The sequence below is a fragment of the Stenotrophomonas indicatrix genome, from assembly GCF_002750975.1.
GTDB classification, from domain to species: domain Bacteria; phylum Pseudomonadota; class Gammaproteobacteria; order Xanthomonadales; family Xanthomonadaceae; genus Stenotrophomonas; species Stenotrophomonas indicatrix.
Genome location: NZ_PEJS01000001.1, coordinates 2,265,131 through 2,291,435 on the forward strand (window position 1 = coordinate 2,265,131; position 26,305 = coordinate 2,291,435).

The following is a 26,305-nucleotide window of genomic DNA, read 5'->3' on the forward strand; positions in this document are numbered from 1 at the left end:
ACTCGCAGGATCAGGCGCGCAGGCAGCGCCGCGCGCCATTCTAGCCAGTGGGATGTGGCAATCAGTAGGTGCCGAACGGCACTTCAATCACGACCGGAGCGCCGGCAGGCAGCACCTGCAGGGTGTACCGGTCCAGTGCGCCGTCATCATCGGCCAGCGGCTGGCGGTGGAACTGCAGGCGATAATGGCCCTCGCCCACGCGCACTTCAGTGCCATCGGCAGCCAAGGCGGCAGCGTCGGGCAGCAGCAGCCCGCCCAGGTCGCTGTAGGCACCGGCAACATCGGCGAAACCATAATCGGCCAGTTCATCCACCCGCTGCATCGCATAGACATGCGGCAGATACGGGCGCGCCGGGCTGCGGCCGTTGCTCAGATCGGTCACCCCGGCCTGCGGCAGGTGGTACTGCTCGCGAAGCGCGGCAACACCCAGCGACTCGCTGGCCACCTGCAGGCAGCACACCGTGCGCTTGCCTTCACGGTCGAGGATGGCGAAGCGATCACCACGGGTTGCGGCCTGCGGCAGCATCGCGAACGCCAGGTTGCGCTGCGCCGGCTGGTAACCGGCTTCGGTCTGCAGGTTGCGCCAGCCACCAAATACCGGCGCTTCGGCCGCCGGCGCTGGCGTCGGTTCGGCAGCCATGGCTGCCACTGCCATGCAGAGCAACGACAGCACTGCCGTCGCCTTCACTGCGTTCTGCCTGCCACGGAAACTGCCTGACCTCATACCGGACCCAACACCTGCACCGGAGTGGCCCGGCCTGCCCGCCGGCACGTTGCCGGCAACGCCGGCCACTATGCAGTGCGGCGGCCGCGCGGGCAATGACCCGAACGCTGCCGGGTTTCGCACGGTCAGTGCTATCGTGCCGCCAATCCCCTGCGCAGGAGCGCCCGCATGACCATCCGCCTGACTCTGTTGCTGCCCGCCTCGGCCTTGTTGCTGTCGGCCTGTGTCAGCACTCCCGGCCCGGAGGTCAAGGGCAGTGGCCGCTGCGATGCCAGCCAGCTGGGCTGGGCCATCGGCCAGCCGGCCAACGAGCCGAACATCCGCCGCCTGTCCAGCGAAAGCGGCGCCGGCATGGTCAACCCCATCGGCCCGGCCACCATCACCACCAAGGACATCCGCCAGGACCGCCTGCGCGTGTTCGTGGACAAGGACAACATCATCACCGCCACCCGCTGCGAGTAAGCGCGTCACGGCCGTTGCTCAGAGCCGGGCATGCGCCCGGCTCCATGGTTCAGGGCTCGGTGTAGGCCGAGCACTCCGGCAGCGGCTGGTCCGGCTGGTACGCCCCTGACGTGAAGCGGAAGGTGCGCGTGTAGCTGCATTGCGCATCCTGTTCGGTGCGCAGGTCCTTCTTCGTCAACCGCCCCTTGGCCAGCGAGTCCCGCTGCGGTGATACCCCGGCCGGATAGTTGGTGGCCCCGGTCTGGTAGCGCAGTACGGGCATGTCCTGCGCTTCGGTTGCCAGCGCAAGTTCCGCATCGAAGCTGTACTCGTCATGGCAGGCGCCGGCACGCTGATCAAAATCGCGCTCGCTGAAACAGGCCCGGATCATCTTGTTGGCCGACCACGCAACGGACAGCACGTCGGCGTCCACCTGGATGCCATCGTCAAGATGACGGATGCGCGCCAGGTGCAGGGTCGATGCGCTGGCACCGCCGCCGGAATACATCGCACGGGCCTCCACCAGACCGCCGACGAGCACGCTCTGCAATGCGGCCTGTTGTGGATCGGCCACGGCCTGGCCTGCCCCGGCGCCGGGAGCCAGGCGCACGATGAAGGGCCAGACCCGCAGGTCGCCATCGTCAACCACGTCGATGGGCACGTAGCGCATCTGCGGCTCGCCTTCAGCATCCGCGCGCTCGGCAACTTCCAGCGAGGCCGGCTGGTCTTCGCCCGCTGAAGGCAGCGCCTGCACGCACCACTGGCCATCAGCAGTGCAGTAGCGCTCCGGGCCGTCCGGCCCCTGCCCGCCCTGCAGCAGCAGCGTCTCCAGCCGGTTGCCTGCCGCGTCCCGTTGAACGGGCGCAATGTCCGCCGCTGCAGGCAACGACGATGCCAGCAGCAGTACAGACAGCACCGCGTAAGCCATGCGCGTGGAAACCATGATCATCCTGTGCGCACCGGCACGTCCTTGCGAGAGACCGATGGTAGCGCAGGCGCCACGTTGCGGCTCAGTGCCCGTCGCAGTCGCAGCTGCCCCAACCTCTCGCCTTCGACGTCTGGCCGATGCCGGGGTTGAAGGTATTGCTCGGGTCGAGCGTGCGGTAGAAGCCGGCCAGCGCCGGCTTGGCCGGATACAGGTGGCCGACGTTGTGCTCGGCCGGGTATTCCGCGCCGCGCTGGTCCAGCAACGCCCACATCGCATGCTCGATGGCCATCGGATCTTCACCCTTGCGCGCGATGTAGTCCTGGTGGAACACATGGCACAGGAAATGGCCGTAGTACAGCTTGTGCAGCAGGCGCCCATCGATATCGGCCGGCAGCTGCTCGAACCAGTCGGCGTCATCGCGGCGCAGCGCGATGTCCAGCGCTACGATGTCCTGCACCTGCCGGCGATGCACTTCGCGGTAGCGCACCGCCGCACCGGCCACCGCGAAACGATGCAGGAAGGCCTTGCGTCCTTCGTCCGCCGTGCAATGGAAGTAGCCGCCTTCGTGGTCGTTGAAGAAGCCGCGCAGCCAGGCCTCGGTGGCAGCCGCATCCTGTGCGGAAACCTTCAGCAGCAGGTGATGCTCGTAACGCTGGCGGAACTCGCCCATGCGCTTGGGCAGGTGCGAAGGCAGCAGGCCGACCAGCAGTTGCATCATGCGGTCGGTGACACCACGCAGGCCCAGCCGTTCGAACCAGCCATCAACCCGGCTCTTCAGTGCGAATGCGGCCGGAACGCGCGCGGTACCGAGCTTGTCGATCAGCAGGAAACTGTCCTTGCCGTAGCGCTCGCCGATGTCATACGCATCACGGTGGATGTACTCGCCGGCGATGGGCAGGCGCTCGAAGCCGGTCAGCAGCTGGCGGCGGATCGCGGTCAGGCTGTCGGTGCGGTTGCTGCCGATATAGAAGACCTCGGCGGCCTCCTTCTCGAAGGTATCCAGGCGCACGGCGAACACCGCCAGCTTGCCGGCAGATCCGGCCGCCTCGAAATGGCGGCTGGGGTCGGCGTTGAAGCGTGCCGGGGTATCGGCATCGACCTTGCGCACTTCCTCGGCATAACGCGGATCGGAGGCGGCACGGCCATCACCGTCGCTGACATCGGCGGCGCTGTAGTCACCGCTCTGCAGGCGTTGCAGGATCTGCTCGGGCGTGTCGCCCAGCGCGATGCCCAGATGGTTGACCAGTTGCAGTTCACCCCGCGCGTCGACCTGCGCATACAGCGCCAGTTCGGTATAGGCCGGGCCGCGGCGCACCAGCGCGCCACCGGAGTTGTTGCAGATGCCGCCCAGCACCGAGGCGCCGATGCACGACGAGCCGATCACCGAGTGCGGCTCGCGGCCCAGTGGCGCCAGCGTCTGCTCCAGCCGGTCCAGCGTCGCGCCGGGCAGGCACAGCACCTGGCGGCCTTCATTCAACAGCTGGATGCCGGTCAGGCGCAGGGTGCTGACCAGCACGATCGGCCGGCCGTAGTCATCGCCGTCCGGGGTCGAGCCACCGGTCAGGCCGGTATTGGCCGCCTGCAGGATGATCGCGGCCCCGCCCTGCACCGCCGCCTGCAACACACGCCACAGTTGCAGCAGCGTGCCCGGGCGTACCACCGCCAGTACCGGGCCATCACCGAAGCGATAGCCGCGACGGAAGCGACGGGTGGCCTTGTCGCCGGTCAGTACGTGGCGGTCCCCCACCGCGGCACGCAACTGTTCCAGCACCGTATTGCGATCACTCATGGCAGGCGCACCAGCGAATCACGGCCGATGTCGGCAATGCGATGCGCGCCGGTCAGGGTCATCGCCACGCGCATTTCCTTGGCGATCAGGTCCAGCAGGTTGGCCACGCCGGCCTCGCCCTGCGCGGCAAGAGCGTAGACGAACGCGCGGCCCAGCAGCACGGTGTCGGCGCCCAGCGCCAGCATGCGCACCACGTCCAGGCCGGTGCGGATGCCGGAATCGGCGAGGATCTTCAGGTCACCCTGCACGGCGTCGGCGATGGCCGGCAACGCCCGCGCGGTGGACAGCACGCCGTCGAGCTGGCGGCCGCCATGGTTGGAGACCACGATGCCATCGGCGCCGAACGCCACCGCATCACGCGCATCGTCCGGGTCGAGGATGCCCTTGATCACCATCGGGCCTTTCCAGAACTCACGGATCCACTCCAGGTCCTTCCACGAAATGGACGGATCGAAGTTGCTGCCCAGCCAGCCGATGTAGTCCTCCAGGCCCGTTGGGTTGCCACGGTAGGTGGAGATGTTGCCAAGGTCATGCGGGCGTCCGCGCAGACCCACGTCCCACGCCCAGCGCGGATGGGTGATGGCCTGGCCGATGCGGCGCATTGCAGCGTTCGGACCACTCATGCCCGAGTGTGCGTCGCGATAGCGCGCGCCCGGCACCGGCATGTCGACAGTGAATACCAGGGTGGTTACACCGGCCGCCTGCGCGCGCTCCAGCGCATTGCGCATGAAACCGCGATCGCGCAGCACGTACAGCTGGAACCACATCGGGCGCTGGATCGCCGGGGCGACTTCTTCAATCGGGCACACCGACACCGTGGAAAGCGTGAACGGAATGCCGCGGCTGTCGGCTGCACGCGCGGCCTGCACCTCGCCGCGACGGGCATACATGCCAGTCAGGCCGACCGGTGCCAGTGCCACCGGTATCGCCAGTTTCTCGCCGAACAGCTCGGTTTCCAGGCTCAGGTCGGACATGTTGCGCAGGACGCGCTGGCGCAGCGCGATGTCGGACAGATCGGATACGTTGCGCTTCAGCGTGTGCTCGGCATACGCGCCACCATCGATGTAGTGGAACAGGAACGGCGGCAGCCGGCGTTCGGCTGCGGCACGGTAATCGGTGGAGGCGGAGATGATCATGGGGTCAACCGTGTGGGGAAGGTAGACGCGAAGCCCGCGCACGCCGGGCTTCGTTGTCATCGAGGGCGCGCAGCGTGGTGTGCACGAACTCGAGGTGGGCATGCGCGGCGGCGCGCGCACGTTCGGGGTCGCCGGCCAGCACCGCATCCATCATTTCGCGATGCTGGTCGGACAGCGGCGAGAAGGTCCTGGCCGAGGTGTAGAGCTTTTCGCGGCTCTGCGAGATATTGGTCTGCAGCAGTTCGAACAGGCCGCGCATCACCTGCAGCAATACCAGGTTGTGCGAGGCCTCGGCGATGGACAGGTGGAAGGCCGCATCGGCCTGCGCCTCACCGGCGGGGTCGTCCTTGCCATGCGCATCCATCATGGTCTGGAACGCCTGGGCGATGCGCGCGCGGTCCTCGTCGGTGGCGCGCAGCGCGGCGTGCCAGGCCGTGGCGCCTTCCAGCGCGTGGCGGATTTCCAGCACATCGAAGCGGTATTCCGGGTCCCCCTGGAACAGCGGCAGGTACGGCACCAGCGGTTCATCCAGTGCCTGCCGCGCACGTGCGGCGGGCTCGCTCACGTAAGTGCCACCGCCTACCCGCGCGGTCAGCAGACCATGGCTGGACAACTGCGCGATGGCCTCGCGCAGCGCGGTGCGCGAGACCCCCAGCTGAACGGCCAGCGTGCGCTCGGCCGGCAGCCTGTCGCCCGGCTGCAACTGCTGTTCCTGCACCAGCGCACGCAGCTGCGCGGCCACCTTGTCCGAAACCCGTTGTGTGCTCATGGCGCCATTGTGGCCCGAAGCACGCCGCTGGTGGTCGGCCTGTACTGCATGGCTCAGGGAATCATCCAGGTCAACCAGTAGGCCTGGGCCAAGGTGATCAGGCCGACCATCGTGGTGAAGATCAGGCTGTGCTTGACGGTGAAGCGGAACAGGTCCGACTCCTTGCCGGCCAGGCCCACCGCCGCGCAGGCAATGGCAATGGACTGCGGCGAGATCATCTTGCCGGTGACGCCGCCGGTGGTGTTGGCCGCTACCAGCAGCACGTCGGACACGCCGATCTGCTGCGCGGTGGTCGCCTGCAGCGCCGAGAACAGTGCATTGGACGAGGTATCCGAACCGGTCAGGAACACGCCCAGCCAGCCCAGGAACGGCGAGAAGAACGGGAACGCCTTGCCGGTGTGCGCCAGTGCCAGCGCCAGCGTTGCCGACAGCCCCGAATAGTTGGCGATGAAGGCGAACGCCAGCACCATGCCGATCGAAAAGATCGGCATGCGCAGTTCGCGCACGGTTTCAGCGAAGGTCTGCAGCGCCGAGCGCGCCGGCATGCGCAGGGCGATGATCGCGATAATTGCGGCAAGGATGATCGAGGTACCCGTGGCCGAGAACCAGTCGAACTTGTACACCGCCTCATAGCTCAGCGGCGCATCGACGATCGGCGGCATTTTCTGCACCATCTGGTCCAGGCCCGGCACCGGAATCTTCAGCACCCAGCCTTCAAGCGGGCCACCGGCTGCGAACAGCGACTTGAACGGCTTGATGCTCCACACGGTGACCATCGCAGTGAGGATCAGGAACGGCGACCACGCCTTGGCGATCTGGCCGACGCTGTGGCGCGGCGCCTCCATTGCCTGTGCGGCCGCCTCAGCGCTGGTTTCGGTATCGAAGCGGAAGATCCGTACCGGCTTCCAGCGGCGCAGGAACAGGGTCAGGCAGACCAGCGACGCCAGCGAGGCGGTGATGTCCGGCAGTTCCGGGCCGATGAAGTTGGAGGTCAGGTACTGGGCGATGGCGAACGAACCGCCTGCCACCAGCACCGCCGGCCAGGTTTCCTTGATGCCGCGCCAGCCGTCCATGATCGCCATGATCCAGAACAGCACGATGACAGTCAGGAACGGCAGCTGGCGGCCGGCCATCTGGCCGATCTCGAAGGCATCCAGGCCGGTCACCTGCCCCGCCACGATGATCGGGATGCCCATCGCGCCGAACGCCACCGGCGCGGTGTTGACGATCAGGCACAGGCCGGCCGCATACAGCGGCTTGAAGCCCAGCCCGACCAGCAGCGCGGCGGTGATCGCCACCGGCGCACCGAACCCGGCTGCACCTTCCAGGAAGGCACCGAAGGCAAAGCCAACCATCAGCATCTGCAATCGCTGGTCCTCGGTGACCGACAGGATCGAGGCACGGATGATGTCGAACTGGCCGGTCTTGACCGAAACCTTGTACAGGAACACCGCGCCGATGATGATCCAGGCGATCGGCCAGAGGCCATAGACGAAGCCGAAGCCGGCCGCGCCCAGCGCCTGCGCCACCGGCATGCGATAGAACAGCAGCGCCACGGCAAGGGCGATGGCCACCGTGATGGTGCCGGCGATCCAGCCCTTCATGCGCAGCACGGCCAGGGCGATGAAGAAGAAGGCGATCGGCAGCAACGCGATCAGGCTCGACAACCACAGGTTGCCGGCGGGGTCGTACACGTGTTGCCAGGGCTGCATAGGGTTCTCGACAGGAACAGGAGGTTCCCCACCGGGTGGGGGCGTCGGGCCCGCCATATATTGGTCGTACCACATTGACCAAAAATCGGACCACAGGCGCGAATTGAACCTCCAATCCTGCCGACAGCCTATTAGACCATAGGGCTATACGGAATTATTGGTCGTACCATTTAGCGATTACAGCTTCTTCTCCACCCGCCGTATCAACGCCAGCACCAGCACGCACAGCACGCTGACACCGAGCGCGATCACGTACTTGCCGATGCCCACGGCAATACCGATGGCCGCGGCCATCACCAGCGAACTGGCGGTGGTGAGCCCGCTGACCTGGTCTTCGCGATTGCCGCGCAGGATGGTGCCGGCGGCAACGAAGCCCACGCAGGCCACCACCGCTTCGATCAATCGCACCGGGTCGACCTGCAGCAGATCGCGGTAGCGTTCCTGCTGGAAGTGTTCGGCCACCGAATCACCGAGGCCGACGATCAGCGCAGCGGCACCGGCAATCAGCATATGCGTGCGCAGGCCGGCAGCGTGCTTGCCCATCTCACGTTCAACGCCCAGCACGCCGCCAAAGACCATGGCGGCGGCCACGCGCAGCAGAATGGACATGTCCTGGGTCAGTTCCATGGGGAGGCTCCGGAAGTTTCCCGGAGCGTTGCTCGGCGGCCGTGGGACGGGGGTGAAGGCGATGGCACGCCCTCTTCACCGGGCGATGCCGCCTTGTTCCATGCAACGGGAGTTGCCGGCCAGCGGCCGGCACTACTGCGCCAGATAACCACCGTCGATGGCGTAGTAGGCACCCGTCGCGAACGAGGCATCGTCGCTGGCCAGCCAGGCGACCAGCGCGGCCACTTCCTGCGGCGTTCCCAAGCGCTTGAGTGCATGCCGGCCCTCCAGGGTGGCACGCACTTTGGCGTCCATCTTTTCCAGCAACGGCGTGTTGATGAAGCCCGGGCCCACCGCATTGATGCGGATGCCATCGGCAGCGTGCTCCCATGCAGCCGTCTGGGTCAGGCCGACCACGCCGTGCTTGGCCGCCGCGTAGGCGGTCGAACCGGCATACCCGACCTGGCCCAGGATGGAGGCCATGTTGATGATGCTGCCGCCGCTGCCCGCCGTGCGCATCGCCTGGATCTGCGCCCGCTGGCACAGGAACACGCTGGTCAGGTTCACATCGACCACGCGCTTCCAGCCATCAATGGGATAGTCGCCGCTGCTTGCCGCTGGCCCGCCGATGCCGGCGTTATTCACTGCAACATGCACGCCGCCCAGTTCCTTCACCGTGCGCTGCACCGCCGCTTCCACCGCCGCCTCGTCGGTGACATCCAACGCGACACCGATGGCCTCGGCCCCCTGGTTGCGCAGCGTGGCCACCGTGGCATCCACCGCATCCTGCTTCAGGTCCCACACCGAAATGCGCGCGCCCGATTCAGCGAGCGTTTCCGCTACCGCCAGGCCGATACCGGATACACCGCCGGTGACGATCGCGGTTTTTCCGTTGAGTCGGTAATCAATCATCTGTGGTCTCCATCTGTTGGGAAATCGATGCGGACAGAACCCTCCGACCTCATCGACACTACGCCCTTCTTCGTGACGAAAGCGCTGCATGCGTGATACTTGCGCGCATGCCCGCCACCTGAGCTCCCATGCGTACAGCCTGCGTTCCACTTTCTGCCGATGCCGAACGGCGGCTGGATACCGATTCCTGCCTGCCTGGCGATCTGTACGAAGTGATGCTCAGCGATGCCACGGTCGATCTGCTGTTCGACAGCGGCTTCCTCACTACCCTCAATACGCGGTTCGGCCTGCTCTTTGACCACTACGAAGACGAATCGATCACCCGTCCCGAGCAGCTACAGTACGGACGCGCATTGCTGCGCGATCTTCAACTTGGCCGTAAATGCCAATCGATTGACCCGTTGGATATCGCATTCGGGCTCGCATTGGAGAAAATGACAGGAATCTATTTCCAACTCTGAAAGCGCAGGACCGATCCGCGCTGCAGGTGCACGATGGAACGTGCGGGCACATCGTCGCCGGCACCCATCATCCATGGTTGAGCGCCGAGCGATGTCCCGATATTTCACGTTTGCCGATTACCGCCGTTTTGGCCAGCGACACGGCTATGACTACCGTGCCGATCCAAGCCACCTGCGCGAAGAACAGTGGGCCGGTCACGGCGACCTGCACGAACAGACCCTGCGCGGCGGCATGAGCCTGCTCGCATCGGATGTGCACAACCGCATCGCCTACACCGCCACAGCGCACGAACGGCCCGGCCTGGTCATCCGCGTGATGCTGCAGGGCCAGGTCGACGTGCAGGTTCCCAACCGCAGTGACTTCAGCCTGCGCGCAGGCACCGCAGTGACCACCAGCCACCGCGACCATGTGGCAATGGTCGGCGTCCATCCGGGCAATATGCGCCTGCGTGGCATCAGCCTGATGGTGCCAGCCGATCTGGACCCGGACCTGCTGCGGCAACCGCAATTGCAGCGGGCATTGGGTTCACACATGGAATGCAGGCACTGGGCGATTCCGCACGCGATGCTGCCGCCTCTCGCGCAGCTGTTCGACAGCCCCTGGCAGGACGGCCTGGACGCGCTGTGGCGCGAGGGCATTGCCCTGCAGTTGCTGTCCACCGGCCTGCAGGCCGATGATCTGCACGCCGAAGGTGCGCGTGCGCTGCGCAGTGGCCAGCGGGCGCGGCTGGAACGCGTACGGACGTTCCTGCACGACGACCCTGGCCATGCGCACAGCCTGCTGGAACTTGCCCAACTGGCCTGCATGAGCCCCAGCGCACTGCGCCGGCACTTCGTCCAGGCGTATGGCTGCTCGGTGTTCGACTACCTGCACGAACAACGCATGCGACGTGCCGAGCAGGGCCTTCGCGAATCCGGCTGGAGCGTGGAACAGGCGGCTGCGGAAACCGGCTATCGGCATCCCAGCAACTTCGCTGCCGCATTCCGCAAGCGCTTCGGGCTGGTGCCCAGCCGCTGGCGCACCGGCCCTTCGAAGGTTGGTTGAAGCGCATCTGCCCGGGCAGGTGTCGACCTTGGTCGACACGCCTTCGCACCACCGCGTTGCCGGCCAGCGGCCGGCACTACCACACCCGGCGCTACCGACATCGCGCGACCGGGGTAGCGCCGGGCCGTGCCCGGCGTCATCCCCTCCGTCTCAGTACACCGGCAGTTCGATGTAACTGGCCTGCGCGGCGCTGTGCCATACCCGCTGCGTCGCCTTCTGGTAGTCACCCGGCTTGGCCAGGTAGATGTTCGGCACGTAGGTCTGTGGGTTGCGGTCGTACAGCGGGAACAGGCTGGACTGCACCTGCACCATCACCCGGTGGCCCTTCTGGAAGGTGTGGTTGGCATTGGGCAGGTCGAAACGGTACGGCAGCACCTGGTTGGCCGCCAATGCCTTGGGGTCGCTGAAGCTCTCGCGGTAGCGGCCACGGAAGATCGCCAGCGACACCGGCAGCTCATAGCCGCCCATCTCCGGTGTCGATGCTTCCTGGTCGGGATACACGTCGATCAGCTTCACCACCCAGTCGCTGTCGGTGCCACTGGTGGACGCCTGCAGGTTCACCACCGGCGTACCTCCGATACGCAGTGGTGCGGTCAACGGCTCGGTGATGAAGGTCAGCACGTCGGGGCGGCCATCGACGAAGCGCTGATCCTTGACCAGCCAGGTCGTCCACATGTCGCGGTCGCCAAAGCGCACCGGACGCGGTACGAACGGCACCGGCTTGGACGGATCAGACACGTATTCCTCGAAGTCGCCCTCGCCCGCCGCCGGCGCCTGGAACGCCAGCTTGCCACCGGCACGCAGGTACAGCGGCTTGCTGTTTGCCGCGCACGCCTTCTCGCAGCTGCGCGGCCAGCCCTGCAGGCGGTCCCAGTGGTTTTCACCGGTGTTGTACACCAGCACTGGTGGCGTATCGGCCTTCGGCGCGCCATCCACCAGATACTGGTCGAAGAACGGCTTGAGCACGTCGCGGCGGAACTGCAGCGCGGTATCGCCATCGAATTTCAGCGCCCCAAGCTGGCTTCCGTCATAGTTCACCTGGCTGTGCCGCCACGGGCCCATCACCAGGTAGTTGTGGGTGTTGCCGGTGTCGCGCCCTTCCATCGCCTGGTAGGCGTGGTTGGCACCCCACATGTCTTCCTGGTCCCACAGGCCCTGCAGCCACATGGTCGGCACCTTCAACGGCGTCTTCGCCATCACCGCATCCAGCGCCTGGCCCTGCCAGAACGCATCGTATGCGGGGTGCTGTACCAGCTTTTTCCACCAGGTCAGCTGGTCCACGCCGGTAAAGCGGGCGTAGTCACCGGCCGAGCCGATGCGCAGGAAAGTGCTGTAATCGTCGTAGCCCAGCGACGGCAGCGGCGTGCCCTTGCCCCGCTTCTCGGTCTGCATCGCGAAGTAGTTGAAATTGACCTGACGGAAGGCGCCGTAGTTGAGCCAGTCGTCACCCATCCAGCCATCGACCATCGGGCTCTGCGGCGCGGCCACCTTCAGTGCGGGGTGCGGATCGGTCAGCGCCATCACCACGGTGAAGCCTTCGTACGATGAGCCGAGCATGCCGACCTTGCCGTTGGTCTCCGGCACATGCTTGACCAGCCAATCGATGGTGTCCCACGCATCGGTGGAATGATCGACCTTGGTACCGTTCAGTGGCCCACGCAGCGGCCGGGTCATCACGTAATCGCCTTCGGAGCCGTACTTGCCACGGATGTCCTGGAACACGCGGATGTAGCCGCCATCGACGAACACTTCATCGCCCTGCGGCAGCAGATCGCGCATGCGCGGTGAATCGCTGCGGCTGGCGCGGCCGGCGGCATCGTACGGTGTGCGGGTCAGCAGGATCGGTGCATTGTGGGCACCCTTGGGTACCACGATCACCGTGTACAGCTTGGTGCCATCACGCATCGGCACCATCACCACGCGCTTGTCGTAGTCGCGGCCCACATCGGGGGCGACGAAGGGTTTTCCGCTGATGTCCGGGGTCATCGGCGGCGTGTCGGCGGCCAGCACGGCGCTGGACAGGCTCAGGGCTACGGCAACAGCAACGGCACGCACACGCATGGACATCACCTCCCGGCAGGAAAGGCCCCAGCCTACTCCCGTAGCCCCCGGCAAAGCGTGTGCCTGCTTTGCATTCTGCGGCGTTTACAGGCAGGACTGATGGCACATGTGCGGTCTGCTGCCGCCGCGCTCACCGGGCATGGCCCGGTGCTACCCGTTCACGACCAACCACGGTAGCGCCGGGCCATGCCCGGCGGATCCATCACGCCACCGGTACTTCATGCAGGGCCAGCCAGCGCCAGTGCCCTCCTTCCTGCCGCAGCACTGCCAGCGATTCCCGCCACGCGGTTTCTCCCACACCCACGGCATGTCCCTCGCGATAACGCAGCATCGCCAGCGGCGACGGCGCTTCCACCGCCTGCACGGCCTCGATGGCGATCCGCAGTCCCGGCCGGGCGCCGTGTCCGCCCACGAACAGCGCCTGCACGGCAGCGCGGTCCAACCTGCGACCGGAGATGCCGACCATGCTGAAGTCCGCGCAGAAATGTTCCATCAGATCAGCCAGTGCATCGGCCGCGACCTCTGCGCGGAACCAGGCCTGCAGCTTGTCGTGCAGCAGGTGGATTTCGTGTTCGGCGGTCATGTCCATCAAGCAGTCTCCGTAGTGGAAAGGGAATGCAGCTGCGACCGGCGCAGCAGCGCCAATGGCAACAGGGTGAGTACGGCCGCCAGGCCCAGCGCCACGCCGGTGGCATGCGCCGGCCACCACTGCATGGCCAAGGCCAGCAGCAGAGCAATGGCGGCGGTACCCAGGCAGAAGCTGAGCTGGCGGTTGAGGTTCCACAGTGCACTGGCATCGCCCAGCGCCTCGGCGTCCACACCATGGAACGCCAGCGTCTGCGCGGTGCTGCTGCACAGGCTGCCGCCGGCGCCCATCAGGGCGAACAGCGTTGCGGCCAGCGCGAAGGAGGGCTGCGATTGCAGCGCCATCAGCAGCAGACCGCTGGCCTGCAGGACCATGCCCAGCCGCAGCACCGCGCCCGGCCCGAAGCGCGCCAGCAAGCGCCGGCTGCCGGTGATTGCCAGTGCCGAGGCCAGCGCCCACGGCAACATCAAGGCGCCGATCTGCGCGGCGCTGTAACCGGCGTGGTTCAACTGCAGGGTACTGGCCAGCTGGCTGCCGATGAACACACCCGGCACCGCCAGATAGACCAGCATCGCCATGCGCAGGCCTCGATGGGACAGCAGCGACCAGCGCAGCAGCGGCTGCGGCTGCCGGCGTGCATTACGCAGGTGGGCGACGGCCAGCACTGCTGCCAGCAGCAGCAACCCTGCGCCGGCGAAGCGATGGCCGGGCTCACCCAGCCAGGTCAATGCCAGCAGCAACGCACCCAGCGCAGACATGGCGGTGGCCAGTGCATAGCCCTGCAGGCGTGGCGCACTGCGCAGGCCATCGGCCGGCATCCACGCCAGCACCAGGGCGATCGCCAGCACCGCCAGCGGCAGGCTGGCCCACAGCACGCCGCGCCAGGACAGCCACTGCACCAGCAGGCCGCCAAGAGCTGGTGCAAGTGCCGGCACCAGCAACGCCACCAGTAGGATGCGCCGGGTCAGCGCACCGCGTTGCTCAGGCGTGCACTGCCGGTACGCCGCCGCCTGCGCCACCGGAATCAGCAGCCCGCCAGCCAACCCCTGCAGCAGCCGCCAGCCCAGCAGCCAGCCGATGGACGGCGCGGCGCCGGCCAGGCCCGCAGCCACTGCGAACAGCAACAAGGCAGCCAGCAGCAGGCGACGCTCGCCGCAGCGCGCGGCCAGCCACGGTGCCAGCGGAATCACCACGCTAAGGCCCAGCATGTAGGCCGTGCCCACCCAGGCCAGGGTGCCGATGTCCGCATGCAGCTCGGCCGCCAGCGCCGGGTAGGCCACGGTGGCGATGAACATGTTGACCAGGTCCAGGGCGAACACCAGCAGGAAGATCGCCTCATGGCGCAGGCGTGGGGAAGGCATCAGCAGGCTCCGGCAGCGAAGGCGACAGCATCGCGGACCAGCGTTGTTGGAAAAACACGACAGCAGCTGCAACACTGTCAAACCTGTTTTGACAATCAGCCACCATGGTCAGCCTCGATCGCTTCGATATCTTCCGTGCCGTGGTCGAGGCCGGCAGCCTGACCGCCGCCGCCGAGCGCCTGGGCCTGAGCCGGGCCGTGGTCAGCTTCAACCTGAAGCGGCTGGAGCAGGAGCTGGGGGTAACCCTGCTGCTGCGCAGTACCCGCCACCTGGCGCTGACCGAGGCCGGCGAACAGTTCCTGCAGCACTGCGTGCAGGCACTGGATGCCGCGCAGGCCGCCATCGATGCCGCGCGCCGCGACCAGCATCAACTGCAGGGCGTACTGCGCCTGACCACCACCCCGGAGTACGCGCAGCTGCGGCTGATTCCAGCACTGGAAGCCTTCCGCGCGCAGCATCCAGCGCTGGTGCTGCATCTATCGACCTCGCCAGCCCCGGCCGACCTGATTCCCGAGCGCTTCGACCTGGCGATCCGCCTCGGCCGCCTGCCCGATTCGCAACTGCATGCCACCGAGCTGGAACGTCACCCGCTGTGCGCGGTCGCCGCTCCGGCATTGCTGGCGCGCCTGGGGTCCGCCGAGGCGGTGGATGATCCGGTACTGCTGGGAACCCTGCCCCGCCTCGGCTATCCGCGCCTGGCCGATGTGCCGGTGGTCGCGCCGGATGGCAGCGATGCATTGTTCGCCACCAATCCGGGCAACGCGGTAATACGCGTGGATGGGGCCAGCAGCCTGCGCGCGTTCGCCGTGGCCGGCACAGGGGTGACCGTGCTGCCACGCTGGCTGATCGAGGACGATCTCGCCCACGACCGCCTGCGGCCGGTGCTGCGCCAGCATCGTTTCCCGCAGCAGAGCGTGTACGCGGTGTACCCGCACAGCAGCCAGCCCTCGCCGAAGGTGCGGCAGCTGATCGATTTCCTGCGCGGGTGGTTTGGTGACGACGCCAGCTGAATCCTTCGCCCGCCGGGCATGGCCCGGCGCTACCGGAATGCCCGCAATCGGGTAGCGCCGGGCCATGCCCGGCGAGCGCAGCGGCACCCCGTAAACAGACACGGCCCCTTGCGGGGCCGTGTCTTCAACCATCAGTACCGCAGCGGATCAGCGCAGCACCTGCTCCACCAGCTGCACGTCCACCGTCTGCAGCGGCTCGGCGGCGTTGCGCGACAACTGCACCTGGTAGGTGCCGCCGGCGATCTTCCACTGGCGTGCCTGCGCATCGTAATGCGCCAGGGTCTTCGGCTCGGCTTCGATGCGGATGCGGCGCTGTTCGCCCGGCTGCAGCTCGACCTTGTCGTAGCCGATCAGGCGGATCGGCGTGGCGCTGCCGGCCGGCAGCTTCAGGTACAGCTGGGCGACGTCGGCACCGGCGCGCTTGCCGGTGTTGCGGATGTCGACGCTGGCAACCAGGCGCGAACCCTCCACGCTCACCTTCAGGTTTTCATAGGCGAACGAGGTGTAGGACAGGCCATGGCCGAAGGCGAAGGTCGGGGTCAGGCCCTTGGCCGCCATCCACTTGTAGCCGACGTTGGCGCCTTCGATATCGAAATCGAACACGTCGCCGAACGGCTTGGCCGGCTTGAAGCCAAGGCCATCGATGTGCGGGCGCGGCAACTGCGATTCGTCCACCACCCAGGTCACCGGCAGGCGGCCGGACGGATTGGCCTGGCCGGTCAGCAGTGCGGCAATGCCTTCACCGCCACGGATGCCCGGGTACCAGGCCTGCAGCACCGCCGGCACCTGCGCCAGCCACGGCGTACGCACCGGGCCGTTGGTTTCCAGCACCAGCACGGTCTTCGGGTTGGCCTTGGCCACCGCCGAAATCAACCCATCCTGGTTGTCCGGCAGCTGCATGTCCGGCAGGTCCACCGATTCGGCCGCCCACTGGGTGGCGAACACGATGGCCACATCCGCCTGTGCAGCAGCCTTGGCCGCAGCGGCGGCATTGGTGCCGTCCACATAGGTGATGGTGGCGTCCGGACGCGCGGCACGCAGCGATTCCAACGGCGAGGACGGATGGAAGATCACCGGGCCCGGCCAGGTGGTCGGCAGCACGCCCGGCACCGCGTTGGTGCCCTTGGCCGTGACGCCCACCATCGACGAACCACCGCCACCGATCACGCCCTTGTCGGCATGGCCACCGATGATGACGATGCGCTTGGCGCTGTCGGCCAGCGGCAGCAGGCTGCCTTCATTGCGCAGCAGCACGCTGCCTTCTTCCACCGTGCGCTGGGCCACGGCGAAACCGGCTTCGGCGTCGACCTTCTGGTGCTGCGGTGGGTTGTCGAAATTGCCGTGCAGGAACATCGTGCGCAGGATGCGCGCGACCATGTCGTTCAGGCGCGCCTGCGGTACCACGCCGCCGTGCACGGCCAGGCGCAGCGGCTCATCGAAGAACACCGCCGCATCGAACACTTCACCGGCGGACTGCTGGTCCAGGCCGGCCAGCGCCGCCTTCGAACCGCTGTGCACGCCGCCCCAGTCGGACATCACGAAACCGGGGAATTTCCACTCCTGCTTCAGCACCTGGTTCATCAGGTAGCCGTTTTCGCAGCCATAGGTACCGTTGATCTTGTTGTACGAGCACATCGCCACGCCCGGGCGGCCAGCTTCCAGCGCGATCTCGAACGCCAGCAGATCCGACTCGTGCATGGCCTGCTCGCCAATGCGCACGTCGTGGAAGTTGCGGCGGGTCTCCATGTCGTTCAGCGCGAAGTGCTTCATCGAGGAGATCACGTGCTGGCTCTGCACGCCCTGGATCACTGCGCCGACCATCGAACCAGCCAGCAGCGGGTCTTCACCAGCGTATTCGAAGTTGCGGCCGTTGCGCGGGTCACGCTGCAGGTTGACGCTGCCGGACAGCAGGATGTTGAAGCGCTGCTGCCAGGCTTCGCGGCCCATCGTCGCGCCACCGGCAAAAGCAACACCGCGGTTCCAGGTGGACGCCGTGGACGGGCCCGACGGCATGGCGGTGGCGAAATCACCCGGGCGGATGCCACCGGGATTGGTCACGCCCACGCCGGCATCGGCCGACTGCTGCGACGGAATGCCCAGGCGCGCTACGCCCGGCACGAAACCGGCCGAACCCACCGCACCTTCCGGCAGCTTGCCACCGTCCTTGCCCAGCCCGAAGTAGCTGTGCAGCATCTGGAACTTCTCGTCCTCGGTCATCGCCTTCAGCAGCAGCGCAGCGCGCGCATCGGCGGTGAGCGTGGTATCCATCCACGGCTGCTCGCCGCCCCTGTCCGCCGCATAGGCCAGGGTCAGCAGGGTTGCACGCAGCGCGCTGCCTTCAACCTTGAACGGCGCACTGCTGGCGGCCTGGAAGCCATCGCTGAAATAGCTGGCATCGGCCTCCAGGGCCACGCGTGCCGGATCGAAGCCGGCCGCTTTGGCCGATTCACCGGCCACCGCGCCGAGCAGCACCGCCGGCGCGCCCAGTCGCGAACGCGACACCAGGGCCGGCAACTGCGAAGCACCGGCGCCAGCGTCGGTGTACACCGCCACTGCATGGCGGCCGTCATCCAGGCGCAGGTAGTTCAGGCCCGGCTGGTCGGGGCCGGATTCGGCGGCGATCGGCAGCCGGGTCAACACGGCCTGGCCGTGCTGGGTCTGGCCGTCATCCTTGCCGGCGGCGATGAAGCGGTACTGGTAGCCCAGGCCATCGGCCAGCAGCTGCAGCGGATCGACCTGGCCGATGCCGCGCTGTACCTGGCGAACGCTGACCGCATCCACCTGCAGGGTCTTCAACTGGGCAGCCAGGGCCGGCATCGCGTCCGCGGTCGGCGCCTGTTCCAGGGTCAGCACGGTGAAGGCGGCGGAGTCGGCCCAGGCCGGGGTGGCCAGTGCGGCAGACAGGGCCAGGGACAGGGCGAGCGGCTTTGTAAACGTTTTCATCGGCGGGCGTAATTCCGTTGCCAAGGCAATCGGTCCAGGGAAAGTGCCGCCGAAGGGTGCAGCGTCATGCCGCGCATGCGTTGCCGGGCAACGCCTTGCAGGCCAGAGGACGGGCCGGTCTGCGCGCGGGACCCTCCTCCCGTGCGTGACAACCTGCCTGTCCGGGCCGCGCAGGGCGACCCATCATGTGAAGAGTGTGCGAGGGCGTTCATCGCTGTCAACAGGACCTAAGTCACAGGCGCGATGTGCGGACTGGTTATCAGCCCATCACCGGCGGTCATCAACGGGCTGCACGGCGCTGCCGATAATGGTTCTCCCCGGCGACGAATCGAGCCCATGACCGTACATCGCGACTTCGACCATCTCTGGCGCGACCGCTGTGACACCTCCAGCCAGCGCAGCCCGCGCGTGCTGATCCGGGTGTTCGTCGCCCCCGGCGAACTGGAACGCAGCGTGGCCTTCTACGAGCAGCTGCAGGGCGTGGTCGCCGATGCCGGCTTTCCGTTTCCCGATGCGGGCCTGCGGCTGGCGATGGTCGGTGCGTTCCTGCTGATCGAAGGCTGCGACGAGGCGCTGGCGCCGTTCACGTCGACCACGGGCACGTTGCTGGTCGACGACGTTCGGCCTTATCACGACAAGCTGGTGGCCGCCGGCGCCGAGATCATCTTTCCGCTGCAGGTGGTACCGACCGGTGCGGCGTTCAATGCGGTGCATCCTGATGGCACCGTGGTCGAGTACGTGCACCACCGGCCGGACCCGCAGGGGCGGTGAGGTGGCGGCCGGGCTGCGCCCGGCACCCGCAGAGGCAACGGCCAATGCAACAGCAGAAGCAAAAGCTGGGCTCCTATGGGTAGGCGGGGTGGGTCCGGTTGCGGGGGACGCCGTGAATCCATCCATGGAGGCTCGGTCGCGCCATCCATGGCGCTCACGCCCCCGCAACCGGACCCACCCCGCCTTCGACAGATCTCCGGCGCGCAGTAGATCCACGCCATGCGTGGATGTTTTTCCCATGAACCTTTGCGGCATATGTCATCCACGCATGGCGTGGATCTACAATTCCTCCATGTCCACCCCCGCTCTACCCTGGAATGGCACCCTGCTGCTGGATGCACACGTGGCCGTGCTGCAGGGCCACGCCGGTGACAGCGCCGCGCATGCGCACTACGCCCATCAGCTGCTGCTGAGCGACGGCGACCCTTGGCAGGTCGAGATCGATGGCGTGCAGCAGCAGGGCGAACGGCTGTGGCTGCGCTCCTTCCAATCGCACGCGATCCTGTCGGCGCCCGCTGACGGCTGCACGGTGTTCCTCGAACCGGCACATGCCGACCTCGAACAGATCCAGCAGCATCTGCAGTCGTTGCCCGGCAATGCCGCGCAGCTGCACGAGTGGCTGCCGCGACTGAGCCGCCCACAGCCCCTGGACCGCCGTGTGCAGGCGGCGCTGGCCCGCATCACCCATCACCTGCCCGGCCCGGTGCCGGCCGCCGATATCGCCGAGGCCGCGCATCTGTCGACCAGCCAGCTGCATCGGCGCTTCCAGTCCGAGCTGGCAGTGACCCTGCGCGGCTGGGTGCTGTGGCAACGGCTGCGCAGTGCGCTGGCGCATCATCTGCGCGGGCACAGCCTGACCGACAGCGCGCATGCCGCCGGTTTCGCCGATCTTCCCCACCTCTCGCGCAGCCTGCGCCGCATGTTCGGCATCGGTGCCGCGCAACTGCAGGGCCTGCAGCTGCACGCGGCCTGACGCATCGATCACCCGCGCCTGCGCAGTCCTTCCGGAAGTTCCGGCACCTCGCCATGGGGCAGCGCGCGGAAGGGGGCCAGCAGTTGTGCGGAATAAGCCTGCGGATAGTCCGGCTGGCTGCCGATGCCCAGATCACGCTGCCGCAACCGATAGCCCGGTGCATCAAACGCGGTCCCCAGCAGGTGGTCCCACACGGTGAAGAACAAACCGAAATTGACATCACCTGCAGTGCCATAGCGGATGTGGTGGAAGCGGTGCAGCGGTGCCCATGCCATCACCCGGCCCAACACACCCGGGCGCATGTCCACGTTGGAATGCTGCAGCAGCAGCTGGATCGCGATGGCGAACGCCAGCACCGCAGCCACCGGCATCGGCATGCCCAACAGCAGCAGCGGCAGTACGCCGCCCACCGCTTCGGCGGCCTGGTGCAGTGGGTGTTTCATCAAACCATTGAAGCCATACATGCGGGTCACGCTGTGATGCACCGCATGCAGCCGCCACAACCAGCCGATGCGATGGCTGGCGTAGTGCACCAGGGTGATGCCAAGGTCAGCCGCGATGATCGCCACCAGCACCTGCAGCGCGAATGGCCACTGCGTCGGCCAGACGTGCCAGGGCACGATTGCCGCCAGCATCGGCACCGTGGCGATCGCCAGCAGGTTCAGGCTTTCATTGACCAGCGCATGCAGGACGTCGCGCAGGCGGTCCCCCTGGTCGTGGTTGAACGCCGGATCGTATGGCCACAGCCGCTCGGCAGCGAACGACACCGCGATGGCGACAGCCAGCAAGGCAAGCAGCCACAGCGGGTCACCGTGGGAGTGGCCGACCCAGGTGATGGCGGCGGCAACAAAACCCAGCAGGAACAACGGGGCATACAGGCGGAGCATCCAGTGCTTCATGGCTGGCTCTGAACAGTGAGGGGCCTGCATGCTGGCGCGGCATGCGGGCTGCAGGCTTGAACAAACAGCGCAACCCCGCGTCCGCTCACGTTGAATGCCCACCTTGGTGGGCGATCCACGTCTGGCGTGGATCTACAATGACGACCTCATCGCGGCCGGGACCGGCATGGACTCCTTCACCTTGATGCGCGCCTTCCGCCGCATCGTCGAACGCGGCAGCCTGGCCCGCGCCGCCGAAGACCTGGGCCTGTCGCCAGCCGGGCTGAGCAAGCAGCTGCGCACGCTGGAAACGCACCTGGGCGTAGTACTGCTGCAGCGGACCACCCGCCGCATGAGCCTGACCGAAACCGGCCATGCCTATTACCGCGAATGCTGCCGCCTGCTCGATGAGCTGGACGCGCTGGAGCGCGGCATCGCCGAACAGCGCGGCGAAGTAAGCGGACGTCTGCGCGTCAATGCACCGCAGTCATTCGCGCTGAGCACGCTGTCGCCATTGCTGCCACGCTTCCTGCAGCAGCATCCGCAACTTGCACTGGACCTGGTGATGGAAGACCGGCTGCTCGATGCGGTTGGCGAAGGGTTCGATGTATCCCTGCGCATCCGCGCCGAACTGGAAGATTCGCGACTGGTCGCACGCCGCCTGGCTTCACTGCAGCAGGTGCTGTGCGCGGCACCATCCTATCTGCAGCAGCATCCGGCACCGCAGGTGGTGGAAGAACTGCAGGCGCACAGCGTGCTTGGCTACAGCCTGTCCGATTCACCCGGCAGCTGGCCGCTGCTCGGCCCCGATGGCCAGGTCACGGTGCCCCTGCCGACACGGGTCACCGCCAACAACAGCCTGCTGCTGCGTGACCTGCTGGTCGCCGGCCTCGGTATCGGTGCGCTGCCCTCGTTCCTGGCCGCACCGGCACTGGCCAGCGGCGAACTGCAGCAGGTGCTGCCCGACCATCGCTATCCGCCGCGGTTCGTCTACGCGGTCTACCCCACCGCGCGCCACCTGCAACCGAAGGTACGCGCCTTCATCGATTTCCTGCACGCCGAGCTGCCTGCCTGCGCCGGGCTGGATTCGTAACCGCCAGCGAAAACTGAGCTGCCCGCCGCGTGCTGTTTCGGCCCGGCGCCACTGCCTACTCTGCCGCCTCCCCTCTCACGGACGGCAGGCCGATGATCGCCTCTCCTTCGCTGACCACCACTGCACCGGTGGTCGATTTCTTTCATGACGTGGTCTGCGGCTGGTGCTTCGTGCTGGCCCCGCGCCTGCAGCAGGTCTCGGTCGAACTCGGCATCCAGGTCCGCCACCGCAGCTTCGTGCTGCAGGACTCGCGCGAACAGATCATCGAGGTATTCGGCTCGATGCCGCGCACCAAGGCCATCATCCTGCGCCACTGGGCCGACTGCGCCGCGCATGACGACAGCGCGCGCATCGATATCGACGGCATGCGGGCACAGGACTTCGAATACCCTTCCGGTTGGCTGGGTGCACTGGCCTGCCAGGCCGCCGGCATGCTCGGCGGCAACGCCGCACACGGCGCGATGTTCGATGCCGTGCAGTGGGCGCACCTGCACCAGCACCGAAACATCGGTGACGTCGAGGTGCTGCTGGACATCGCCGAACACCTGGGGCATCAGCGTGGCGTCTTCGCCGACCGGATGCGCAGCGATGAGGTGCGCCAGCGCGTGCAGGCCGACCGCGCTGAAGCTGCCGCGCTCGGCATCCGCTCCATCCCCACCGTCATCACCGGCAACGGCCTGCGCCTGCAGACCCTGCCGCTGCCGCAACTGCGCCAGGCCCTGGCGCCGCTGGTCGCGGCCTGAGCCGCACCGTTCCCCCACCTTCAAGGAGATTCCCATGACCCCACGTACCCTGGACACCGCCCTGGCCCTGCTGTTGGCCGGCGCCGCAGCTTCCACCACCGTGTCCGCGCACGAACGCGTTCCCTCCGGCCAGCAGGTCGGCACCAGCCCCTGGGGGCCGAAGGACGAGATCGGCCGCCTCAACCTGATCACCGAGGCCTCACGCGCAGCGATCCTGTCGCGGGTCAGCGACGGCAAAGCCTACGATCTGGCCACCGAGTACTACGTCGGCATGCCCAGCTGGCAGGATGCCGGCGACCCGCACTACCAGTTCTGGATGACCCACACCCCGCGCGGCACGGTGATGGACGACCCGATGGGCGTAGGCGAGACGATGAACCTCACCCGCAGCTACACCGGCACCGCGTTCTCGATGTACAGCCACACCGGCACCCACATCGATGCGCTGAACCACTTCGGCATCCATGGAAAGATCTGGAACGGCTTCGAGGCCGACAAGCACCTCGGCGACCGCGGCTGGAACGTCACCGGCATCGAGAAATTCCCGCCGCTGATCGCCCGTGGCGTACTGATCGACGTGGCCGGCGCCAAGGGCATGGACATGCTGCCGGACAGCTACCGCGTCACCCGCCAGGACCTGAAGGATGCGCTGGCACGCCAGCACGTGCAGCTGCAGCAGGGCGACATCGTACTGATCCGCACCGGTCGCATGCGCCTGTTCGAACAGCCCAAGGCCTACATGGCCAACCCGCCGGGCATGGGCCTGGATGCGGCGCGTTTCCTGGTGGAGGACAGCGGCGCGATGATCGTCGGCGCCGACAACCTCAGCTTCGAGACCTTCCCTTCCGAAGTGTCCGACGACTACGTGCCGCTGCACACCTACCTGCTGGCGCAGCAGGGCGCGCCGATCATCGAGCTGGTGGCGCTGGATGAACTGGCGCGCGACAAGGTCTACGAGTTCGCCTTCATCGGTGGCCCGCTGAAGATCCGCGGCGGCGACGCCGCGCCACTGCGCCCGGTGGCCCTGCCGGTCCGCCCGTGACCCGATAGCCGGGCCAGGGTGGGCGGTGCCGACCTTGGCCGGCACCGCTTTTCCCGCATCCAGGCCCCCGTTCCCCAGTAGATCCACGCCCTGCGTGGATGCTTTACCTCCTTCAGCAAGCTGAAACCCCGCCCTCCGATTTCATTAGTAATATTACTCACAAGCCGAGTAGCATGTCCGGTCTCAGCCCCTGATATCGGCCTGTCGATACTCGCTCCATGCCTGCCGTTTCCGCCCACTTCTGCCGCTTCCCGCCAGCCCGGCGCCTCCCCCGGAGGACCGGCTGATGGGCGCCGTCGTCGCCCTCGACCGCCTGCTGGACGGCCGCCAGGTCTGGCGCGGGCCGGCACGCCAGGGGCAGGCCCGCGACCATCTGGCCAGTGGCCACCCGGCGCTGGACGCGCGCCTGCCCGGCGGTGGCTGGCCAGCCAGCGGGCTGTGCGAAGTACTGCAGGCCGCACCCGGGGTCGGTGAACTGGCCCTGGTCTGGCCGGCGCTGGCAAAGCTGAGCCAGCAACCACGACCGATCGTGCTGGTCGCCCCACCCCATCGCCCGCACGCCCCGGCATGGGCCGCCGCCGGGCTCGACCTGGCCCAGCTGCAGATCATCCACGCCGCACCAAAGCAGGCGCTGTGGGCGGCCGAGCAGTGCCTGCGCTCTGCCGCCTGCGCCGCCGTGCTGTGCTGGCCGCAGCAGGCCGACGATCGTGCCCTGCGCCGCTTGCAGGTTGCCGCCGACAGCGGCCAGTGCCTGGGTTTCGTGTTCCGCGAGGCCCGCGCCGCCCGCAACCCCTCCCCGGCCAGCCTGCGCCTGCAGCTCGACCATGGCCAGGTGCGGGTGCTGAAGTGCCGCGGCGGGCTGCCACCAGCGCAGCCGTTGCCGCTGGCCATCGCCCACTGAGGCCGCGCCATGCACTGGGCCTGCCTGTTGTTGCCGCAGCTGGCGCTGGACAGCGTGCTGCGCCTGCAGCCCGATCCACAGCGGCCACTGGTACTGCTGCAGGGGCCGGCGCAGCGTCGTGTGCTGCGTGCGGTCAGCCCTGCCGCGCGGGCAGCGGGGCTGCGCCCGGGCATGCTGCTGTCGGCCGCGCAGGTGCTGGTGCAGGACCTGCAGCTGCATGACTACGATCCCAGCGCCGAACAGCACACCCGGCAGTTGCTGGCCAGCTGGCTGTATGCCACCAGCTCGCTGGTCAGCCTCGATTTTCCGCATGCGCTGGTGCTGGAGATCGGTGCCAGCCGTGCCCTGTTCGGCGATTGGCTGACGATCGAACAACGCCTGCGCAACGGCCTGCACGACCTGGGCTTCCGCCATCGCCTGGTCGCTGCCCCCAACCCGCATGCCGCGCGCGTGCTGGCCAATGTGCACGATGGCCTTGGCATCGATGCGCAGCAGCTGCCCGCCGCACTGGCACAGCTGCCACTGGCACGTAGTGGCCTGCCCGTTGATGCGGTGACCGTGCTGGCACGCTCCGGTCTGCGCACGCTGGGGGCGGCCTTCAACCTGCCGCGCGAAAGCCTGGCCCGCCGCTTCGCCCCCGAGGTACTGCAGCAGTTGGATGCCGTGCGCGGTTTGGGCAACGCGCCGCTGCGCTATTACAAGCCGCCGGACCGGTTCGATGCGCGCATCGAATTCGAATACGAGATCGAATCCAGCCAGGCCCTGCTGTTCCCGCTGCGGCGCCTGCTGCTGGATCTGGCCGCATTCCTGTGTTCGCGCGATGGTGGCGTGCAGCGTTTCGATCTGCATTTCGAGCATGACCTGCTGCCGGCCAGCGTGCTGACCATCGGCCTGCTGGCCCCCGAACGCGATGCGGCGCTGCTGTTCGAGATCGCACGCAACCGCATGGAAGCCTTCGCCCTGCCCGCCGGCAGCCGTGCGCTGCGCCTGCAGGCCGAGCAGCTGCCGCCGTTCGTGCCGGCCGCACGTGACCTGTTCGATACCCGCCCGGCGCAGGCGATGCCATGGACCCAGCTGCGCGAGCGCCTGCGTGCCCGCCTCGGCGATGACGCCGTGCAGCCACTGGCCGTGCAGGCCGACCACCGCCCCGAACGCGCCAGTGGCACCCAGCCACCGGCCAAGCCACCCGCTTGGTGGCCGCTGCGCCCCGGCTGGCTGCTGGAGACGCCACAGCCGCTGCGCGATCCGCGCCTGCGTATCGTCGCCGGGCCGGAACGGATCGAATCGGGCTGGTGGGACCAGGCCGATGCACGCCGCGACTATTACGTGGTGGAAACCGCGCAGGGCCAGCGTGGCTGGGCCTTCCGCACGCGCAATGATCCGCATGCGCCGTGGATGCTGCACGGCTGGTTCGGTTGAG

Annotated in this window: 24 protein-coding genes; 11 read left to right on the forward strand and 13 right to left on the reverse strand. The window is 67.3% G+C overall.

Annotation, left to right across the window (positions count from 1 at the left end; all coding sequences use genetic code 11):
* Window positions 1-61 precede the first annotated feature (61 nt).
* Window positions 62-724 carry a decarboxylase gene (locus CR918_RS10460; protein ID WP_099842778.1) on the reverse strand — a complete coding sequence of 221 codons (663 nt, stop codon included), beginning with the start codon at window positions 722-724 and terminating at the stop codon, window positions 62-64.
* A 168-nt stretch (window positions 725-892) separates the two neighbouring features.
* Between CR918_RS10460 and CR918_RS10465 the strand changes: the two genes are divergently transcribed.
* Window positions 893-1,186: a hypothetical protein gene (locus CR918_RS10465; RefSeq protein WP_025878511.1), complete on the forward strand. Its 294-nt coding sequence runs from the start codon at window positions 893-895 to the stop codon at window positions 1,184-1,186.
* A gap of 49 nt (window positions 1,187-1,235) precedes the next feature.
* Here the strand turns inward: CR918_RS10465 and CR918_RS10470 are convergent, their stop codons facing one another.
* The 7 genes from CR918_RS10470 to CR918_RS10500 form a co-directional block, all read right to left on the reverse strand.
* Window positions 1,236-2,108 carry a hypothetical protein gene (locus CR918_RS10470; RefSeq protein WP_243379061.1) on the reverse strand — a complete coding sequence of 291 codons (873 nt, stop codon included), beginning with the start codon at window positions 2,106-2,108 and terminating at the stop codon, window positions 1,236-1,238.
* 67 nt (window positions 2,109-2,175) lie between these two features.
* Entirely contained in the window at window positions 2,176-3,882 is a 1,707-nt protein-coding gene (gene dld, locus CR918_RS10475; protein WP_099842780.1) for a D-lactate dehydrogenase, read from the reverse strand.
* Window positions 3,879-5,018, reverse strand: coding sequence for an FMN-dependent L-lactate dehydrogenase LldD (gene lldD, locus CR918_RS10480; protein WP_099842782.1), 1,140 nt, complete (start codon window positions 5,016-5,018; stop codon window positions 3,879-3,881). The genes dld and lldD overlap by 4 nt, the downstream gene beginning before the upstream one ends.
* 4 nt (window positions 5,019-5,022) lie before the next feature.
* On the reverse strand, window positions 5,023-5,787 hold the full coding sequence (gene lldR / locus CR918_RS10485; protein WP_099842784.1) for a transcriptional regulator LldR: 765 nt from the start codon (window positions 5,785-5,787) through the stop codon (window positions 5,023-5,025).
* A 53-nt stretch (window positions 5,788-5,840) separates the two neighbouring features.
* Window positions 5,841-7,499, reverse strand: a complete 1,659-nt coding sequence (lldP, locus tag CR918_RS10490; protein WP_025878506.1) for an L-lactate permease — start codon at window positions 7,497-7,499, stop codon at window positions 5,841-5,843.
* Between the two features lie 177 nt (window positions 7,500-7,676).
* Window positions 7,677-8,126 (reverse strand): MgtC/SapB family protein, encoded by a 450-nt coding sequence (locus tag CR918_RS10495; protein ID WP_032975262.1) that lies wholly within the window; start codon window positions 8,124-8,126, stop codon window positions 7,677-7,679.
* Between the two features lie 132 nt (window positions 8,127-8,258).
* On the reverse strand, window positions 8,259-9,017 hold the full coding sequence (locus tag CR918_RS10500) for an SDR family NAD(P)-dependent oxidoreductase (RefSeq protein WP_099842786.1): 759 nt from the start codon (window positions 9,015-9,017) through the stop codon (window positions 8,259-8,261).
* Between the two features lie 128 nt (window positions 9,018-9,145).
* On the opposite strand from CR918_RS10500, the gene CR918_RS10505 reads away from it, so the two are divergent.
* Window positions 9,146-9,478 (forward strand): hypothetical protein, encoded by a 333-nt coding sequence (locus CR918_RS10505; protein WP_080148554.1) that lies wholly within the window; start codon window positions 9,146-9,148, stop codon window positions 9,476-9,478.
* A gap of 91 nt (window positions 9,479-9,569) precedes the next feature.
* A complete protein-coding gene (locus CR918_RS10510; protein ID WP_099842788.1) occupies window positions 9,570-10,523 on the forward strand; it encodes a helix-turn-helix transcriptional regulator in 954 nt (317 codons plus the stop codon).
* A gap of 150 nt (window positions 10,524-10,673) precedes the next feature.
* Here CR918_RS10510 and CR918_RS10515 read toward each other — a convergent pair whose 3' ends face one another.
* The 3 genes from CR918_RS10515 to CR918_RS10525 all read right to left on the reverse strand — a co-directional run bounded on the left by CR918_RS10515 (window position 10,674) and on the right by CR918_RS10525 (window position 14,531).
* Window positions 10,674-12,584, reverse strand: coding sequence for a CocE/NonD family hydrolase (locus CR918_RS10515; RefSeq protein ID WP_025878501.1), 1,911 nt, complete (start codon window positions 12,582-12,584; stop codon window positions 10,674-10,676).
* A gap of 202 nt (window positions 12,585-12,786) precedes the next feature.
* Complete coding sequence (locus CR918_RS10520) at window positions 12,787-13,173, reverse strand: DUF4440 domain-containing protein (RefSeq protein ID WP_099842790.1); 387 nt, start codon at window positions 13,171-13,173, stop codon at window positions 12,787-12,789.
* Window positions 13,173-14,531, reverse strand: coding sequence for an MFS transporter (locus tag CR918_RS10525; RefSeq protein ID WP_099842792.1), 1,359 nt, complete (start codon window positions 14,529-14,531; stop codon window positions 13,173-13,175). The genes CR918_RS10520 and CR918_RS10525 overlap by 1 nt, the downstream gene beginning before the upstream one ends.
* Before the next feature lie 104 nt (window positions 14,532-14,635).
* Here CR918_RS10525 and CR918_RS10530 point away from each other — a divergent pair, with 104 nt between their 5' ends.
* Window positions 14,636-15,541: a LysR family transcriptional regulator gene (locus CR918_RS10530; RefSeq protein WP_099842794.1), complete on the forward strand. Its 906-nt coding sequence runs from the start codon at window positions 14,636-14,638 to the stop codon at window positions 15,539-15,541.
* Between the two features lie 147 nt (window positions 15,542-15,688).
* Here the strand turns inward: CR918_RS10530 and CR918_RS10535 are convergent, their stop codons facing one another.
* The gene (locus tag CR918_RS10535) at window positions 15,689-18,484 is read right to left on the reverse strand and encodes a beta-glucosidase family protein (protein ID WP_099842796.1); all 2,796 of its coding nucleotides are present in this window, start codon (window positions 18,482-18,484) and stop codon (window positions 15,689-15,691) included.
* Between the two features lie 336 nt (window positions 18,485-18,820).
* Here CR918_RS10535 and CR918_RS10540 point away from each other — a divergent pair, with 336 nt between their 5' ends.
* A complete protein-coding gene (locus CR918_RS10540; RefSeq protein WP_025878496.1) occupies window positions 18,821-19,255 on the forward strand; it encodes a VOC family protein in 435 nt (144 codons plus the stop codon).
* 268 nt (window positions 19,256-19,523) lie between these two features.
* Window positions 19,524-20,228 (forward strand): helix-turn-helix domain-containing protein, encoded by a 705-nt coding sequence (locus tag CR918_RS10545; RefSeq protein ID WP_099842798.1) that lies wholly within the window; start codon window positions 19,524-19,526, stop codon window positions 20,226-20,228.
* An 8-nt stretch (window positions 20,229-20,236) separates the two neighbouring features.
* Here CR918_RS10545 and CR918_RS10550 read toward each other — a convergent pair whose 3' ends face one another.
* Window positions 20,237-21,115: a sterol desaturase family protein gene (locus tag CR918_RS10550; protein ID WP_243379065.1), complete on the reverse strand. Its 879-nt coding sequence runs from the start codon at window positions 21,113-21,115 to the stop codon at window positions 20,237-20,239.
* A 178-nt stretch (window positions 21,116-21,293) separates the two neighbouring features.
* Here CR918_RS10550 and CR918_RS10555 point away from each other — a divergent pair, with 178 nt between their 5' ends.
* The 5 genes from CR918_RS10555 (at window position 21,294) to CR918_RS10575 (ending at window position 26,304) form a co-directional block, all read left to right on the forward strand.
* Entirely contained in the window at window positions 21,294-22,199 is a 906-nt protein-coding gene (locus tag CR918_RS10555) for a LysR family transcriptional regulator (RefSeq protein WP_099844338.1), read from the forward strand.
* Between the two features lie 92 nt (window positions 22,200-22,291).
* Window positions 22,292-22,942, forward strand: coding sequence for a DsbA family oxidoreductase (locus CR918_RS10560; RefSeq protein ID WP_099842802.1), 651 nt, complete (start codon window positions 22,292-22,294; stop codon window positions 22,940-22,942).
* Window positions 22,943-22,976: 34 nt separating this feature from the next.
* Window positions 22,977-23,984 (forward strand): cyclase family protein, encoded by a 1,008-nt coding sequence (locus tag CR918_RS10565; protein WP_099842803.1) that lies wholly within the window; start codon window positions 22,977-22,979, stop codon window positions 23,982-23,984.
* Window positions 23,985-24,270: 286 nt separating this feature from the next.
* Window positions 24,271-24,885, forward strand: a complete 615-nt coding sequence (imuA, locus tag CR918_RS10570) for a translesion DNA synthesis-associated protein ImuA (protein WP_099842804.1) — start codon at window positions 24,271-24,273, stop codon at window positions 24,883-24,885.
* A 9-nt stretch (window positions 24,886-24,894) separates the two neighbouring features.
* Window positions 24,895-26,304 (forward strand): Y-family DNA polymerase, encoded by a 1,410-nt coding sequence (locus CR918_RS10575; protein ID WP_099842806.1) that lies wholly within the window; start codon window positions 24,895-24,897, stop codon window positions 26,302-26,304.
* Window position 26,305: the final 1 nt, after the last annotated feature.

Bases quoted from the DNA above. Each gene is read 5' to 3' on its own strand.
- CR918_RS10520 (WP_099842790.1), bottom strand. From the start codon at position 13,173: ATGGACATGACCGCCGAACACGAAATCCACCTGCTGCACGACAAGCTG.
- lldP (WP_025878506.1), bottom strand. From the start codon at position 7,499: ATGCAGCCCTGGCAACACGTGTACGACCCCGCCGGCAACCTGTGGTTG.
- CR918_RS10535 (WP_099842796.1), bottom strand. From the start codon at position 18,484: ATGAAAACGTTTACAAAGCCGCTCGCCCTGTCCCTGGCCCTGTCTGCC.
- CR918_RS10505 (WP_080148554.1), top strand. From the start codon at position 9,146: ATGCGTACAGCCTGCGTTCCACTTTCTGCCGATGCCGAACGGCGGCTG.
- CR918_RS10465 (WP_025878511.1), top strand. From the start codon at position 893: ATGACCATCCGCCTGACTCTGTTGCTGCCCGCCTCGGCCTTGTTGCTG.
- CR918_RS10460 (WP_099842778.1), bottom strand. From the start codon at position 724: ATGAGGTCAGGCAGTTTCCGTGGCAGGCAGAACGCAGTGAAGGCGACG.
- CR918_RS10550 (WP_243379065.1), bottom strand. From the start codon at position 21,115: ATGCTCCGCCTGTATGCCCCGTTGTTCCTGCTGGGTTTTGTTGCCGCC.
- dld (WP_099842780.1), bottom strand. From the start codon at position 3,882: ATGAGTGATCGCAATACGGTGCTGGAACAGTTGCGTGCCGCGGTGGGG.
- imuA (WP_099842804.1), top strand. From the start codon at position 24,271: ATGGGCGCCGTCGTCGCCCTCGACCGCCTGCTGGACGGCCGCCAGGTC.
- CR918_RS10510 (WP_099842788.1), top strand. From the start codon at position 9,570: ATGTCCCGATATTTCACGTTTGCCGATTACCGCCGTTTTGGCCAGCGA.
- CR918_RS10545 (WP_099842798.1), top strand. From the start codon at position 19,524: ATGGCGTGGATCTACAATTCCTCCATGTCCACCCCCGCTCTACCCTGG.
- CR918_RS10540 (WP_025878496.1), top strand. From the start codon at position 18,821: ATGACCGTACATCGCGACTTCGACCATCTCTGGCGCGACCGCTGTGAC.
- CR918_RS10515 (WP_025878501.1), bottom strand. From the start codon at position 12,584: ATGCGTGTGCGTGCCGTTGCTGTTGCCGTAGCCCTGAGCCTGTCCAGC.
- CR918_RS10560 (WP_099842802.1), top strand. From the start codon at position 22,292: ATGATCGCCTCTCCTTCGCTGACCACCACTGCACCGGTGGTCGATTTC.
- CR918_RS10555 (WP_099844338.1), top strand. From the start codon at position 21,294: ATGGACTCCTTCACCTTGATGCGCGCCTTCCGCCGCATCGTCGAACGC.
- CR918_RS10530 (WP_099842794.1), top strand. From the start codon at position 14,636: ATGGTCAGCCTCGATCGCTTCGATATCTTCCGTGCCGTGGTCGAGGCC.
- CR918_RS10565 (WP_099842803.1), top strand. From the start codon at position 22,977: ATGACCCCACGTACCCTGGACACCGCCCTGGCCCTGCTGTTGGCCGGC.
- lldD (WP_099842782.1), bottom strand. From the start codon at position 5,018: ATGATCATCTCCGCCTCCACCGATTACCGTGCCGCAGCCGAACGCCGG.
- CR918_RS10575 (WP_099842806.1), top strand. From the start codon at position 24,895: ATGCACTGGGCCTGCCTGTTGTTGCCGCAGCTGGCGCTGGACAGCGTG.
- CR918_RS10525 (WP_099842792.1), bottom strand. From the start codon at position 14,531: ATGCCTTCCCCACGCCTGCGCCATGAGGCGATCTTCCTGCTGGTGTTC.
- lldR (WP_099842784.1), bottom strand. From the start codon at position 5,787: ATGAGCACACAACGGGTTTCGGACAAGGTGGCCGCGCAGCTGCGTGCG.
- CR918_RS10470 (WP_243379061.1), bottom strand. From the start codon at position 2,108: ATGGTTTCCACGCGCATGGCTTACGCGGTGCTGTCTGTACTGCTGCTG.
- CR918_RS10495 (WP_032975262.1), bottom strand. From the start codon at position 8,126: ATGGAACTGACCCAGGACATGTCCATTCTGCTGCGCGTGGCCGCCGCC.
- CR918_RS10500 (WP_099842786.1), bottom strand. From the start codon at position 9,017: ATGATTGATTACCGACTCAACGGAAAAACCGCGATCGTCACCGGCGGT.